Here is a 14,084-nt window from a genome sequence, read left to right on the forward strand (position 1 = left end):
AGGATCTGGACGGATTCCCGGATATTCATCCTCTTTTTCCGGTTTTACGAAGGAGAGCTCGTCCGATGACCATTGACACCAGCCCCGAGGCGCAGCTGCAGGAACCGCCCCGGCAGCAGAGCCTGAGCACGGCGGCGGCCCGCAACCTTGCCACCACCACCAAGTCCGCCCCGCAGATGCAGGAGATCACCTCCCGGTGGCTGCTGCGCATGCTCCCCTGGGTGGAGACCAAGGGCGGCACCTACCGGGTCAACCGCCGTCTGAGCTACACCGTCGGCGACGGCACCATCGACTTCGTCCAGGACGGCGCCAGCGTCCGCGTGATCCCCCAGGAGCTCGGCGAGCTGGCCCTCCTGCGCGGCTTCGACGACGTCCAGGTGCTCACCGCGATCGCCGACCGCTGCGTGCAGCGCGACTTCCGGGCCGGCGAGGTCCTCGTCGAACGCGGCACCCCCGCCGACCAGATCCACCTCATCGCGCACGGCCGCATCAGCCAGACCTCCGTCGGCAAGTACGGCGACGAGGTCGCCGTGGCCGTCCTCGCCGACGGCGAGCGCTTCGGCGAGAACGCCCTCCTGGACGCCGACGCCACCTGGGACTACACCGCCACCGCCGACACCCCCGGCACCCTGCTCACGCTCTCCCGCGCGGAGTTCGCCGCCGTCCTGGCCCAGGCGCCCCACCTCCAGGAGCACATCCGCAGGTTCAGCTCCCTCCCGCTCCAGCGGCAGAACCGCCACGGCGAGGCCGAGATCGCGATGTCGGCCGGCCACACCGGCGAGGCCGAACTGCCCGGCGCCTTCGTCGACTACGAGCTCAACCCGCGCGAGTACGAGCTCTCCGTCGCGCAGACGGTCCTGCGGGTCCACACCCGGGTCGCCGACCTCTACAACGGGCCGCACAACCAGACGGAGGAGCAGCTCAGGCTCACCATCGAGGCGCTGCGCGAGCGCCAGGAGCACGAGCTGATCAACAACCGCGAGTTCGGCCTGCTCCACAACGCCGACTTCAAGCAGCGGATCCAGACCCACTCCGGCCCGCCCACCCCGGACGACCTCGACGAGCTCCTCTGCCGCCGCCGCGGCACCCGCTTCCTCTTCGCCCACCCCAAGACGATCGCGGCCATCGGGCGCGAGTTCAACGCGCGCGGGCTCTACCCGGACCACGTCGACCTCGGCGGACAGCAGGTCCCGGCCTGGCGCGGGGTCCCGATCCTGCCCTGCAACAAGATCCCCATCACCAAGGAGAACACCAGCTCGATCCTGGCCATGCGCCCCGGCGAGGACAACCAGGGCGTCGTCGGCCTGCGCCAGACCGGCCTGCCGGAGGAGTACGAGCCGGGCCTGTCCGTGCGCTTCATGGGCATCGACGAGCGGTCGATCATCTCCTACCTGGTCTCCACCTACTACTCCGCCGCCATCCTCGTCCCCGACGCGCTCGGCGTGCTGGAGAACGTCCAGATCGCCCGCAGGCGCGACTGAGGGCACACCCCGACGGCCACGACAGCCCGGGCCGTCCCGGGCCGACCGAGCACGCCCGGGGCGCGGGACGGCCCACCCCCCGAATCAAGGAGCCACGGATGCCCGACCCCGGGCCTTCCCCCCAGCGACCGGGCCCGACCGCGGCACCGGCCCGTTTCGGCGCCCCGTCCCTCGCCGACGCCCTCGCGCCCGTCACCGGAACCGCCGAAGCCGCAGCCGTCGGCGGCCGGGTCCTGCCCACCCGGCCGGTACGGCCCTTCGGCACCGCCCCGGTGCCGGAGGCCGCCGCCCCGGCGCCCGCGCACGAGCCCGCGCCCGCCGGGCCCGCGCACTCGGCGGCCGCCCTGGAGCGGATCCTGCGCGGTCCGGCCGGCCTCGGAACCGTGAGCCTGCACTGGGCCCGGACCGAGGAGCCCCCGGCCGCCCCGGAGCCCGCGGCGCCGGCGGCCAGCCGGCCGATCCCGGGCCTCTACCACCACCCGGTGGCCGAGCCGGACCCGGTCCGGGTGGAGGAGCTCGGCCGGCGGATCAAGGCGTGGGCGGTGGACGAGGTCCGGGCGTTCCCCCCGGAGTGGGAGGACCAGTTCGACGGCTTCTCCGTGAGCCGCTACATGGTCGCCTGCCATCCGGACGCGCCCACCCTCGACCACCTGATGCTCGCCGCCCGGCTGATGGTCGCCGAGAACGTCGTCGACGACGCCTACTGCGAGGACGGGGCCACCTCCCCCGACGTCGGCGGGCGGCTGCTCCTGGCGCACACCGCCCTCGACCCGGTCCACACGACGGGGGAGTACCAGCCGGCCTGGGAGGAGTCGCTCTCCTCGGACGCCGCCCGGCGCTCCTACCGCTCGGCCATGGAGTACTTCACCGGGGCGGCCACCCCGGCCCAGGCGGACCGGTTCCGGCACGACATGGCCCGGCTGCACCTGGGGTACCTCGCCGAGGCGGCCTGGGACGCGACGGAGTACGTCCCGGAGGTGTGGGAGTACCTGGCGATGCGCCAGTTCAACAACTTCCGCCCCTGCCCCACGATCACCGACACCGTCGGGGGCTACGAACTGCCGGCGGAACTCCACGCCCTGCCCGCCATGCAGCGGGTCATCGCCCTCGCCGGCAACGCCACCACCCTCTCCAACGACCTCTACTCCTACATGAAGGAGCTCAAGAGCCCCGGCAAGCACCTGAACCTGCCCGTGGTCATCGCCGAGAAGGAAGGGCTCTCCGACAAGGAGGCCTACCTGAAGGCGGTCGAGGTCCACAACGACCTCATGCACGCGTTCGAGGCCGAGTCCGCCGCGCTCGCCGCGGCCTGTCCCGACCCGCGCGCGGCCCGCTTCCTCAAGGGCGTGGCCGCCTGGGTCGACGGCAACCACTACTGGCACGCGTCCAACACCTACCGATACACCCTGCCCGATTTCTGGTAAACGAGGGGACTTATTCCATGACCAGCACCGTCAGCACCACCCCGTTCATCCCGGCACCCGCCACGCCCTACCAGGGCGACATCGCCCGCTACTGGAACGAGGAGGCCAGGCCCGTCAACCTGCGCCTCGGCGACGTGGACGGCCTTTACCACCACCACTACGGCATCGGCGCCGTCGACCACGCCGCCCTCGGGGACAGCGCGGACAGCGCGTACGAGAAGAAGCTGGTCGCCGAACTGCACCGGCTGGAGTCGGCGCAGGCCGAGCTCCTCCTGGACCACCTCGGCGCCATCGGGCGCGACGACGTCCTCGTGGACGCCGGCTGCGGCCGAGGCGGCTCGATGGTCATGGCCCACCAGCGCTTCGGCTGCAAGGTCGAGGGTGTGACGCTCTCCGCCAAGCAGGCCGACTTCGGGAACGACCGCGCCCGTGAACTCGGCATTGAGGAATCGGTTCACTCCCGCGTCTGCAACATGCTCGACATGCCCTTCGAGACCGGGCAGGCGGCCGGTTCGTGGAACAACGAGTCGAGCATGTACGTCGACCTGCACGACCTCATGGCCGAGCACTCCCGCGTCCTCGCCGTCGGCGGCCGCTACGTCACCATCACCGGCTGCTGGAACCCGCGCTACGGCCAGCCCTCCAAGTGGGTCTCCCAGATCAACGCCCACTTCGAGTGCAACATCCACTCCCGCCGCGAGTACCTGCGCGCCATGGCCGACAACCGGCTCGTCCCCCAGGCCGTGATCGACCTGACCCCCGACACCCTGCCCTACTGGGAGCTGCGGGCCACGTCCTCCCTGGTGACCGGGATCGAGGAGGCGTTCATCGAGTCCTACCGGGACGGCTCGTTCCAGTACGTCCTGATCGCGGCCGACCGCGTCTGACCCGGCGGCGGCCGCCGGCCGCCCCACGCGAACGCCGGGCCCGTCCGCGACGGGCCCGGCGTTCCGGGTCGTTCAGGGGCGCTGGAGCGTGGCCACCAGGCCCGCGACGAGGTGCGCCCGCTCGGCCATGGCCCCGATCTCCACGTACTCGTGGTCGGCGTGGGCACCGCCGCCGACCGCCCCGAGGCCGTCCAGCGTGGGGACCCCCAGCGCGGCGGTGAAATTGCCGTCGCTGCCGCCGCCCACCGCCCGGGCCTCGATGCCGGGGAGCAGCCGCTGCGCCACCGCGAAGAGCCCGGCCGCCGCCGACTCGGGCATCGGGGGCCGGGTGATGGACCCCTCCACCGTGATCCGCGCACCGGGCAGGTGCGGGGCCAGCGCCGCGAAGGCGGACTCGATGCGCTCCCGCTCCTCCTGCGTCTCCACGCGCACGTCGACCACGACGGTGGCCTCCGCGGGGACGACGTTCTCCAGGGTGCCCGCGGCCGCGACGGTCGGGGTGACGGTCGTACCGGCCTCGGGACGGCCGAACCCCGCGATGTCCAGGACCTGGTGGGCCGCCTCGACCAGGGCGTTGACCCCGGCCGCCGGTTCCAGGCCGGCGTGGGAGGCCCGGCCGGCGATGGAGACCTGGAAGGCGCCGCAGCCCTTGCGCCCGGTCTTGAGGCCCCCGCCGTCGGCGGCGCCCTCCAGGACCAGCACGGCGCCGCAGGCGAGGGCGCGCTCCTCCAGGAGGGCCCGGGAGGACCGGGAGCCGACCTCCTCGTCGGCGGTCATCAGGATCTCCACGCCCGACCGGTCGGGGAGCGAGGCCAGTCCGTGGACGGCCTGCACGATGCCGCCCAGCATGTCGAACACCCCGGGGCCGGTCACCCGGCCGTCCCGGACGGCGAAGGGGCGGCGCTCCAGGGTGCCCAGCGGGAACACCGTGTCGTGGTGGCCGAGGACCAGGACCCGGGGCTCGCCGCCGCCCGACCAGTGGACGTGCGGACCGGCGTCGCTCTCGACCAGGACGGCCTGGCCGCCCAGGCGGTGCTCGATGATCCCGGCCACGGCCTTCGCCGACGCCGCCAGGGCCTCGACGTCGCGCGAGGGGGACTCGACCTCGACGAGCGTGCGGAGGTCCTCGATCATCGCGTCGACGTCCACGTCGCCACCCTGCTGCATCGTCACGTCGCACAGAGTAGTACTCCGTGCGCCGTGACGGACGTCCGGCCCCGGCCCCGGCGGGCGGCCCGCTGTCAGCGGCGGCTCCATTCCTCCGCCAGCAGCCGGTACGAGCGGACCCGGTCCGCGTGGTCGTGCGTGATCGTGGTGATCAGCAACTCGTCGGCCCCGGTGGCCTCCTGGAGGCGTTCGAGGTGGTCGGCCACGGTCCGAGGCGAGCCCACGAACTGGGTCTCCACCCGGTCGGCGACCAGGGCGTGGTCGGCCTCCGACCAGCCGGCGGTCAGCGCGCGGGCCTCGTCGGGGGTGGGGAAGGGGATCGCTCCCTCGGCGGTGCGGATGCTGCGCACCCAGGGCGCGTACCCGGCGGCCAGCTCCCGCGCCCCGGCGTCGTCCGGGGCCACCACGACGTCGGCGGAGACGCTCAGGTACGGCCGGTCCAGTGCGGCCGACGGCTTGAACGCGGCCCGGTAGGCCTCCGCCGCCTCCAGTACGGTCGCCGGGGTGACGTGGTAGTTCGCCGCGAACCGCAGCCCGTGCCGGCCGGCGGTCTCCGCGCTCTGCCCGCCGCTGCTGCCCAGGATCCACACCTCCACGTCCGCCCCCTCGCCGGGCACGGCCCGTGCCGCGACGCCCTCGGCGGACCGGTACTCGCCGCGCAGCAGCGCGAGCACGTCCTCGACCTGCTCCGCGTAGTCCTGCGGGCGGGCGCCGGGCAGGTTGAGCAGCTTCTGGTGGAGGGCCACGTTCGGGTGGCCGAGCAGGTGGGCGAACGAGAACCTCGCAGGGATCCGCAGGCCGTTCGGGGTGTAGCCCTCGAAGGGCTCCCGGCCGGCCGGGCGCGGCGCCGGCGGCCCCGCCGAGCGGCCCAGGCCCAGGTCGAGGCGGCCCGGGTGCAGGGCGTCGATCAGGCCGAACTCCTCGACCGTGGACAGCGCGGTGCGGTGGCCCAGCTGCACGGCGCCCGAGCCGATCCGGATCGAGGTGGTGGCGGAGGCGGTCAGCGCCAGGACCACCGCCGGGGAGCTCCCCGCGACACCGGGGTTGAGGTGGTGCTCGGCGAACCAGTAGCGGGCGTAGCCGAACCGCTCGGTCTGCCGGGCGAGGTCGATGCCGTGGTGCAGGGCGTCGGCGGCGGTGGAGCCGGAGGGGATCGGGAGGAGGTCGAGGACCCCGAGGGGGATGCGGGACATGGCCGGGTCTCCTTGCGGACCGTCTGACGGGGGAGCGGCGCCGGGGACCTCGCGGTGCGCCACCGGCGCGATCTCCGACGGAACAGTTCTAGCGACCTGCGGGGGCGCCGTCGACAAGATCGTCGGGGCTCGGCCGGACACTCCGCCCGCTGTGGCCGAAACACCGGGGGTGGCGCGCCGGGCGTCCGGGCGGCTCACGCAGCCCCGGCCTCCGGCACGGCGAGCCCGAGGTGGTCGCGCAGGGTGCTGCCGCCGTACTCGGTGCGGAAGACCCCGCGTTCCTGGAGCAGCGGGACGACGGTGTCGGCGAATCCCTCCAGGCCGTCCGGGGTCAGGTGCGGGACCAGGATGAAGCCGTCGGCGGCGTCCGCCTGCACCAGGCCGTCGATCGCGGCGGCGACCGTGGCGGGGGAGCCGACGAAGGTCTGCCGGCCGGTGGTCTCGATGACGAGCTCCCGGATGGAGAGGTTCCTGGCCTCGGCGAGCTCCCGCCACCGCCGGGCGGTGGCCAGTGGATCGCGGAACATCCGTACGCTCGCCCGCCCGAGGGCGACGGTGTTCTCGCCGGGCTCGGGGTCGATGTCGGGCAGCGGCCCGTCGGGGTCGTAGCCGGACAGGTCCCGGTTCCAGACCTGCTCCAGGTGGGCGAGGGCGGTGGCCCCGCTGACCTGGAGGCGGCGCACCTCGTGGGCGAGTTCGCGGGCCTCGGCGTCGGTGTCCCCGAGGACGAAGGTGGCGGCCGGAAGTATCTTGAGCCGGTCGTGCGCACGCCCGTACGCGGCCAGCCGGCGCTTGACGTCGGTGTAGAACGCCCGGCCCTCCTCCAGGGTCCCGTACCGGCCGAAGACGGCGTCGGCGTGGGCGGCGGCGAACTCGCGTCCCTCGTCGGAGTCACCGGCCTGGAAGACCACCGGCCGGCCCTGGGGGCCGCGCGGCACGTTGAACCGGCCCTCGATGTCGAAGTGCCGCCCCCGGTGTGCGAAGGCCCCGGCCCGCGCGTCGCGCAGGAAGACGCCGGCGGCGGGGTCGGCGGCGATCTCCGTGCCGTCCCAGGAGTCGAACAGCTCGGTGGCGGTGGCCAGGAACTCCCGGGCCCGGGTGTAGCGGTCCTCGCGGGGCAGGAAGCCGCCGCGCCGGAAGTTCTCCCCGGTGAAGGCGTCCCAGGAGGTGACCACGTTCCAGGCGGCCCGGCCCCCGGAGAGGTGGTCGAGGGTGGCGAACTGGCGGGCCACCTCGTAGGGCTCGTTGAAGGTGGAGTTGATGGTGCCGGTGAGGCCGATCCGGTCGGTGACGGCGGCCAGGGCGGAGAGGACGGTGAAGGTGTCGGGCCGCCCGACCACGTCCAGGTCGTAGATCTTTCCGCCCTGTTCGCGCAGGCGCAGGCCCTCGGCGAGGAAGAGGAAGTCGAAACGGGCCCGCTCCGCGGTCCGCGCGAAGCGCACGAAGGAGTCGAACTCGATGTGGCTCCCGGCCGCCGGGTCGCTCCACACGGTGGTGTTGTTGACCCCGGGGAAATGGGCCGCGAGGTGGATCTGCTTGGGCGGCTGGGCGCTCATCGTGTCCTTCCGGGTGCGGGATCAGGCCGAGGGGGTGGCGGCGTACCGGTTGGCGGGGCGTTCCAGGCCCAGCAGCCCGCGCAGCGTGGGGGCCGCGTACGCGGCCCTGAAGGCGTTCCGCCGCTGGAGTTCGGGCACCAGGCCGCGGGTGATCCCCGGGAGGTCGTGGGCGAGGACGGCCGGCCGCAGCCGGAAGCCGGTCAGGCCCGCCTCCCGCCATTCCAGGAGCAGGTCGGCGAGACCGGCCGGGGTTCCCGTGAACACGGCCGCGTCGGTGGGGGCCGGCTGTCCGGCGGCCGCGTCGAGGCGGTCGCGGCGGGCGGCCGCCGCCGGGCCGTCCGCGTCCAGGAACACGGTGAGGTCGGCGAAGACGTGCGGCGGGCCGGCGGCCGCCGCCGCGGCGCGGGCCTCGTCCGCGTCCCGCGGTGTGGCGTACACGAGGTCGACGGCCGCGGCCCCGGGGGCCACCGTGCCCGCCGAGGCCGTGACCAGGGGCTGCCCCTGGGGCGGGCGCGGGGTGATCGAAGGCCCCCGGACGCTGAAGTGCCGCCCCGCGAAGTCGACGGGGTGGAGTTTGTCGCGGTCGACGAACCGGCCCGTGGCGACGTCGCGGATCTCGGCGTCGTCCTCCCAGCTGTCCCACAGCCTGCGGACCACCTCCACGTGGTCGGCGGCCTCCCCGGCCAGCTCGCCCACCGGCACCGGGAAGGTCCGGCGTCCGAAGTGCGCGGCCTCGTACGGCAGCGCGGAGGTCTGTACGCGCAGGCCCGCCCGGCCCCGGCTGACGTGGTCGAGGGTGGCGATGGCCTTCGAGACGTGGAAGGGCTCGGTGTGGGTGGCCGTCACGCTCGGGACCAGCCCGATGTGCCGGGTCAGCGGGGCGACCCGGGCGGCGGTGAGCACCGCGTCCAGCCGCCCGCGCACCCGGTCGGTGCGCTCGTCGGGCGCGGCCGCCGAGGAGGACTGGAGGGCCAGGCCGTCCTCGAAGGTGACGAAGTCGAGCAGGCCCGCCTCGGCCTCGGCGACCAGGCCGGCCCAGTGGCGGGACGTGAACAGTTCCGCCGGCCGGGCACCCGGCTCGCGCCAGGCCGCCGGGTGCCAGCCGGCGCCGTCGAGGGCGACGGCGAGGTGGAGTTCGGACATGCCGAAGACGCTACGCGGGCGGGATGTACGGTACAACGACCGCTGTGTTAAGGGTATTTGGCGGTCGTGTTGCACCCCGGCGGGCCCGGCCCGGCCGGGGTGCGCAACGGCATCGGACGGCGGCCGGCTCAGGCGGCCACGGCCTCCCGGTTGCGGGCCTCCTGCGCGGGCGGCGCCAGACGGCCCGTACGGTGGAGCCCGTACAGGGCGGCCGCGCAGCCGAGGCCGAGCGCGAACAGCGCCAGCCAGGGCAGCGCGGACATCCCCGCCGCGCGGGCCGCGTCCAGCGCCGCTCCCGTGAGCAGGTTCCCGAGCGCGATGCCCACGCCGCAGACGGTGTTGTACAGCCCGTAGTGCGTCGCGACCAGGCGGTCCCCGGAGAGGCGGACGATGGTGTCCATCTCGAAGGGGTAGGCGATCATCGTCCCCACCGCCAGCAGCAGCGCCGACAGGGCCGGGGGCACCGCCGCCAGCAGCCGGGTCCCCGTCACCGAGTCCGGTACCGGCAGCGCCGTGGCGGCCAGCAGCGGCAGGAAGGCCGCGCCCATGGCGAACAGCCCCCAGGCCAGGGCCCGGCCCGGCTCCATCCTGGCCTTGCACCAGGCGGTGACGCGGGTCTGGAAGAGGATCGTGCTCAGCCCGGAGACGGCGAACAGCACGGCCACCGCCGCCGTGCCGAAGCGGCCCTCGCCGCCGATCCGCCGGACCTCCAGCGGCAGCGCCATGTACACCTGGAAGTTCATCACGTACGAGCCGATCATGGCGACCGAGAACAGCAGGAACGGGCGGTTGCGCAGGATGCCGCGCCACTGGGCCAGCACCCCCTCCCGGTCCCCCGGCGCGCGCTCCGCCGGGGAGTCCTCGCCGCGCCGCTGCGGCAGGGCCCGGATCTGCACGAGGCTCAGCACCGCGAAGATCCCGGCGGCCACCAGGCAGGTGACCCGGAAGTCCACGCCGGTCAGCACCATGCCCACCAGCGGCCCCAGCAGGATCCCGGCCTGGTAGAACACGTTGAACAGGGCGAAGGCCTCGACGCGGCGCTCGCCCGCGTCGGCCGCCAGGTAGGCGCGGCTGGCCGGGTTGAACAGGGCCCCGGCCAGTCCCGTCGCGGCGGAGGCGGCGAGGAGCGCGGGCACGGAGTCCACCAGGCCGAGCGTGGCGAAGCCGGCGATGCGCAGCGCCAGCCCGGCGACGATCATCGGCTTGTAGCCGAGCCGGTCGGCCAGGGTGCCGCCGATGAGGAACATGCCCTGCTGGCTGAAGTTGCGGACGCCGAGGATCAGCCCGACCGTCCAGCCCGCCAGCCCGAGCGGGCCGGCCAGGTGGGTGGCCAGGTAGGGCATCAGCATGTAGAAGCCGAGGTTGATGGTGAACTGGTTCACCATCAGCAGCTGGACGCTCCGCTCGTACGAGCGGACCTGCGCGAGGGTGCCCTTCATCAGGCGGGCACCCCCGCCCGGGTCAGGGTGAGCGGGTCGACCACGGAGGCGCAGCGGGTCCAGCGCATGACCTCCTTCTCGTCCAGCCGCCCGATCGTCTCCGGCTCCGGCGGCGGCGGGGAGTCGAGCAGGCCGTGGGCCGCGCAGTAGTCGTCGTCGTACACCGTGCCGAGGTAGCGCTGGGGGCCGTCGGGGAAGACGGCCGCGATCCGGGTCTCCGCGGGCAGGGAGCGGGCCAGCCACCCGGCGACCAGGGCGACCGCGCCGACGCTCCACCCGCCGGTGGCGTAGTGGGAGGAGGCAAGCTGGCGGCAGGTCCACACGGCCTCGCCCGGCGCGACCCAGTGCACCTCGGAGAACTGCTCGTAGGCGACGTTGCGGGGGTAGATGCTGGAGCCGAGGCCGCGCATCAGCCGGGTGCGGGCGGGCTGGCCGAAGATGGTGGAGCCGACGGTGTCCACGCCCACCACCTTCAGCCCGGGGTAGAGCCCGCGCAGGACGCGCGAGACGCCCGCCGAGTGGCCCCCGGTGCCGACGCTGCACACCAGGACGTCGATGTGGCCCAGTTCGGCGGCCAGTTCGTGGGCCAGCGGGGTGTAGGCGGTGGTGTTGTCCGGGTTGTTGTACTGGTCCGGGCACCAGGAGCCGGGGTGCTCGGCAAGCAGTTCGGTCACCCGGTCCCGGCGCGCCTGCTGCCAGCCGCCCGCGGGGTGGGGCTCGCTGACGACGTCGACCTTGGCCCCGTACGCCGTCAGCAGCCGGGTCATCGAGGGCTCCAGGCCGGGGTCGGTGACCAGGGTGACGGGGTGCCCGTGGACCATGCCGGCCAGGGCCAGGCCCAGGCCCAGGGTGCCGCTGGTGGACTCGATGATCCGGGCGCCGGGCGCCAGGTCCCCCCGGGCGCGGGCGCGCTCGACCATGTGCAGGCCGGGACGGTCCTTGATGCCGCCGGGGTTGAAGCCCTCCAGCTTCGCCCAGAAGCCGCGCCCTGCCGGGGAGAGGGGCTCGGACACGCGCAGCAGGGGGGTGTTGCCGACCAGGCCGGAGAGGGTGGTGCGGGCGTGGGGCGTGATGTCGGGGGCCGAAGGATGCATGGTTCCGCTCTCGTTTGGTGGTGCGTCGGTGGTCGCTCTCGGGAAGGGTCGTGCCGCGGCAGGGCCGAGTTCCCCGTGGGGCTGCGCCGGCCTCTGCGAACGGGCGTACGGGAGCGGCCTAGAGCCGCCACCGGCAGACGACGGCCAGAGTGGAACGTCCGGAACGGGCCCGGGCGGGCCCGCCGGCGGTCGGCGGCGCGGCGGCCGCGACGTGCCCGGGAGCCGCCGGGGGCCGTGCCTCCCCGGGGGTCGGGGTGGTGCCGGACCGGAGGGAGGGGGCCGGGTCGGAGGGGGAGCAGGCGAAGCCGTGGGCCGGGTCGGGGTGCGGGTGCCCTGCGGTCCCCGTGGGTCCGGACTGGAGCGCGGCTCCAGCGGTCGGTGAGCCGTCCGCGACGGGCGCGTGCGGGACGGAGGAGCAGGACAGGGCCGCGCACAGCAGCGCGCCGACCAGGGCGACGAGCAGGACGGCACTATGCGACGAAACGGGATGAAAGGGGCGTGCGTGGGGGTGGGTGGGCACCGGACCTCCGTGCGGCGGACGCGCCCCGGCCCGGAAGGGGCGCGGGGAGGCGGGGGATCGCGGGGGCTGCTCCCGGGCACGGCTGTGCGCGGGGTCGCCGGCGGCGTGGACCCCGGTGCCTACACCCGCAGGACGGCGGAGCTTCTGGTGACGGCCGGGGCGGTGTCGCCGGCCGGCCCGGCCGCGCGCACCGCGCCGCGGGGGGCGGCGCCGCCGACCGGGGCGCAGCCCTCGGCGGGCGCCGCCGGGGAGGGCGGGGCGTCGACGGCGGAGGCCGCGCGGGGCGGCAGGGGCACGCAGTGGTGGACCGGGTGCGCCGGGTCGTGACGCTCCGGGGCACCCGCCGCGGGAGCCGCGGCGTCGGCCCGGGTGGTGACGGAGTGCGCCGGGGGATGCTGCGGGGTGGCGTGGTCGGTGGTGCTGTGGGAGCCGCCGGCGCCGTGCGCGCAGACCAGGCCCAGGAGCAGCAGGACCAGCCCGAGCAGGTGCGGCAGACCCGCGCGGGGGCGGGGCCGCGGCAGGCGCGAGGACCGGGCTGTGACCACGCCGTGATCCTAGCGTGCCCCCCGCGTGATGACGGGACGCGAATCGGACAATCGCCGACCGGGTTCCGCCGCCGTCCCCTACGGGGATCAGGCCCCCGCCTCCCGCGCGTCCAGCGGGACGTGCCAGGCGTTGCGCCGCCGCACGGCCCGCAGTTCGGCCTCCAGCGGGCTCGGCGGTACCGCGAGGACGGGGCACGGCGCGTGCGCCAGGCAGTACCGGGCCACCGAAGGCCGCAGGCCGCGCAGCAGCCGGCCGCGCGGGCCGGCGCCCACCACCAGCAGGTCGTCCCCGTCCCGGACGGCCTCGACCAGCGCGGCCCCCGGCAGGCCCCGTACCGCCCGCCCGGCCAGGGCGACCCCGGGGCCGCCCTGGCCGAAGGCCGCGTCGAGCGCCCCGCGCAGCCGCTCGACCGCCGCCGCCCGGCACTCGGGGAAGGGGGAGCACACGCAGGAGGTGCGGCTGCCCAGGCCCCCGCCCGGGGCCTGCCAGGCCAGCACCGCCCACAGCTCCGCGCCCCGCAACCGGGCCTCGGCGGCGGCCCGGTGCAGGGCCGTCAGGCTTCCGGGGCTCCCGTTCACGCCCACCACCACGCGTCGCCCCACCACCGCTCCTCCCCAGCCGATCGGCCCGCCGGGATCCGGCGGGCCGTGTCCGGGCTCCATTCAACGGCAGGGCGGGCGCGGCGGCCGTCAGCGATCCGTATGGACCCGTGCCCCAGGCGTCAGGATCCCGTCAGGAGGGACGGCGCGGGCTCCGGGGCGGCCGGGTCAGGCGGGGTCCGGGGTCGCGCGGACCAGGACCAGGGAGCCCTCGTACGCGCCCTGCGTGCGCAGGTGGCCGTGGCGGGCGTCCCAGGCGCCCGACTCCAGGTCGCGGCGCAGGCTCCCGTCGAAGCGCTCGCGCACCCCGTCGTCGACGAAGCTCCACGCCGAGCAGGCCTGGCGGGCGGCCGGGTCGAGGAGCATCTCGGGGCGCCCGTAGTAGGCCTCGTTGAAGCCGTCCGTGCAGTCCAGCGGGATCGGCACGGTGTGGACGGTGCCCGTGCCGCCGAGGGCCGCGGCGATGTCCTCCACGCGCGGGTAGCGCCGGGCCTCGGTGTCCAGGACCTCGGGGGCGTACTCGTACAGCCAGAAGTCGCGCACCAGCTGCGGGGCGCAGGTGAGCACGACCACCGGGCCCCGGGTCACGCGCCGCATCTCGCGCAGGCCCCGGGTGACGTCGCTCCACTGGTGCACGCTGAACAGGGTCATCGCCCCGTCGAACTCGCCGTCCGCGAAGGGCAGGTGCTCGGCGACGGCGTCGACGGCGCGCACCAGCCGGGCCGGGCGCTGGTCGCGCATGGACCGGGAGGGCTCGACCGCGGTGACCTCGCGGGCCGCGTTCTCGTACGATCCGGCGCCGGCGCCGACGTTGAGGACCGTCCGGGCCTCGCCCAGGGCCTCGGCGATGAACCGCGCGATACGGGTGTCGGGCCGCCGGAACGAGGCATAGCCGGAACCGATGGCTCCGTAATCCACGTCCCCGGCGCTGCCGTCCTGAGTGCGTACATTCATGGTTGCATCCTGCATCCGCGAGGGCCGTTTCGTACACGGCCTCGCAGATGCTTGTGCAAACAGCCAGACGGGCGGCAGCTG

Annotated in this window: 12 protein-coding genes; 3 read left to right on the top strand and 9 right to left on the bottom strand. The window is 74.8% G+C overall.

What is annotated here, in order from left to right; all coding sequences use genetic code 11:
* The first annotated feature begins 65 nt into the window (after positions 1–65).
* The 3 genes from ACIRBY_RS01295 to ACIRBY_RS01305 all read left to right on the top strand — a co-directional run bounded on the left by ACIRBY_RS01295 (position 66) and on the right by ACIRBY_RS01305 (position 3,792).
* Positions 66–1,481 (top strand): family 2B encapsulin nanocompartment shell protein, encoded by a 1,416-nt coding sequence (locus ACIRBY_RS01295; RefSeq protein WP_403894278.1) that lies wholly within the window; start codon positions 66–68, stop codon positions 1,479–1,481.
* Between the two features lie 98 nt (positions 1,482–1,579).
* A complete protein-coding gene (locus ACIRBY_RS01300; RefSeq protein ID WP_403894281.1) occupies positions 1,580–2,905 on the top strand; it encodes a family 2 encapsulin nanocompartment cargo protein terpene cyclase in 1,326 nt (441 codons plus the stop codon).
* A 17-nt stretch (positions 2,906–2,922) separates the two neighbouring features.
* Complete coding sequence (locus ACIRBY_RS01305) at positions 2,923–3,792, top strand: geranyl diphosphate 2-C-methyltransferase (RefSeq protein ID WP_403894284.1); 870 nt, start codon at positions 2,923–2,925, stop codon at positions 3,790–3,792.
* Between the two features lie 72 nt (positions 3,793–3,864).
* On the opposite strand, the gene ACIRBY_RS01310 is transcribed toward ACIRBY_RS01305, so the two are convergent.
* From ACIRBY_RS01310 to ACIRBY_RS01350, 9 genes are all read right to left on the bottom strand, one after another.
* A complete protein-coding gene (locus ACIRBY_RS01310) occupies positions 3,865–4,959 on the bottom strand; it encodes a M20 family metallopeptidase (RefSeq protein ID WP_403895227.1) in 1,095 nt (364 codons plus the stop codon).
* A 74-nt stretch (positions 4,960–5,033) separates the two neighbouring features.
* Positions 5,034–6,152, bottom strand: coding sequence for an LLM class flavin-dependent oxidoreductase (locus tag ACIRBY_RS01315; protein ID WP_403894287.1), 1,119 nt, complete (start codon positions 6,150–6,152; stop codon positions 5,034–5,036).
* 194 nt (positions 6,153–6,346) lie between these two features.
* Positions 6,347–7,708, bottom strand: coding sequence for an NtaA/DmoA family FMN-dependent monooxygenase (locus ACIRBY_RS01320; protein WP_403894290.1), 1,362 nt, complete (start codon positions 7,706–7,708; stop codon positions 6,347–6,349).
* Between the two features lie 21 nt (positions 7,709–7,729).
* Positions 7,730–8,851 carry an LLM class flavin-dependent oxidoreductase gene (locus tag ACIRBY_RS01325; RefSeq protein WP_403894293.1) on the bottom strand — a complete coding sequence of 374 codons (1,122 nt, stop codon included), beginning with the start codon at positions 8,849–8,851 and terminating at the stop codon, positions 7,730–7,732.
* A gap of 128 nt (positions 8,852–8,979) precedes the next feature.
* Entirely contained in the window at positions 8,980–10,290 is a 1,311-nt protein-coding gene (locus tag ACIRBY_RS01330) for an MDR family MFS transporter (protein ID WP_403894296.1), read from the bottom strand.
* A complete protein-coding gene (locus ACIRBY_RS01335) occupies positions 10,290–11,384 on the bottom strand; it encodes a PLP-dependent cysteine synthase family protein (RefSeq protein ID WP_403894299.1) in 1,095 nt (364 codons plus the stop codon). The genes ACIRBY_RS01330 and ACIRBY_RS01335 overlap by 1 nt, the downstream gene beginning before the upstream one ends.
* 639 nt (positions 11,385–12,023) lie before the next feature.
* A complete protein-coding gene (locus ACIRBY_RS01340) occupies positions 12,024–12,449 on the bottom strand; it encodes a hypothetical protein (protein WP_403894302.1) in 426 nt (141 codons plus the stop codon).
* 87 nt (positions 12,450–12,536) lie between these two features.
* Positions 12,537–13,052 (bottom strand): universal stress protein, encoded by a 516-nt coding sequence (locus tag ACIRBY_RS01345; protein WP_403894305.1) that lies wholly within the window; start codon positions 13,050–13,052, stop codon positions 12,537–12,539.
* A gap of 165 nt (positions 13,053–13,217) precedes the next feature.
* Positions 13,218–14,003 (bottom strand): class I SAM-dependent methyltransferase, encoded by a 786-nt coding sequence (locus ACIRBY_RS01350; RefSeq protein WP_403894308.1) that lies wholly within the window; start codon positions 14,001–14,003, stop codon positions 13,218–13,220.
* Positions 14,004–14,084 lie beyond the last annotated feature (81 nt).

Source organism: Streptomyces sp. NPDC096136 (genome assembly GCF_044763325.1).
Classification (GTDB): Bacteria; Actinomycetota; Actinomycetes; order Streptomycetales; family Streptomycetaceae; genus Streptomyces.

Coding starts and splice junctions, on each gene's coding strand:
- ACIRBY_RS01335 (WP_403894299.1), bottom strand. CDS start 11,384: ATGCATCCTTCGGCCCCCGACATCACGCCCCACGCCCGCACCACCCTC.
- ACIRBY_RS01325 (WP_403894293.1), bottom strand. CDS start 8,851: ATGTCCGAACTCCACCTCGCCGTCGCCCTCGACGGCGCCGGCTGGCAC.
- ACIRBY_RS01320 (WP_403894290.1), bottom strand. CDS start 7,708: ATGAGCGCCCAGCCGCCCAAGCAGATCCACCTCGCGGCCCATTTCCCC.
- ACIRBY_RS01315 (WP_403894287.1), bottom strand. CDS start 6,152: ATGTCCCGCATCCCCCTCGGGGTCCTCGACCTCCTCCCGATCCCCTCC.
- ACIRBY_RS01350 (WP_403894308.1), bottom strand. CDS start 14,003: ATGAATGTACGCACTCAGGACGGCAGCGCCGGGGACGTGGATTACGGA.
- ACIRBY_RS01300 (WP_403894281.1), top strand. CDS start 1,580: ATGCCCGACCCCGGGCCTTCCCCCCAGCGACCGGGCCCGACCGCGGCA.
- ACIRBY_RS01310 (WP_403895227.1), bottom strand. CDS start 4,959: ATGCAGCAGGGTGGCGACGTGGACGTCGACGCGATGATCGAGGACCTC.
- ACIRBY_RS01295 (WP_403894278.1), top strand. CDS start 66: ATGACCATTGACACCAGCCCCGAGGCGCAGCTGCAGGAACCGCCCCGG.
- ACIRBY_RS01330 (WP_403894296.1), bottom strand. CDS start 10,290: ATGAAGGGCACCCTCGCGCAGGTCCGCTCGTACGAGCGGAGCGTCCAG.
- ACIRBY_RS01305 (WP_403894284.1), top strand. CDS start 2,923: ATGACCAGCACCGTCAGCACCACCCCGTTCATCCCGGCACCCGCCACG.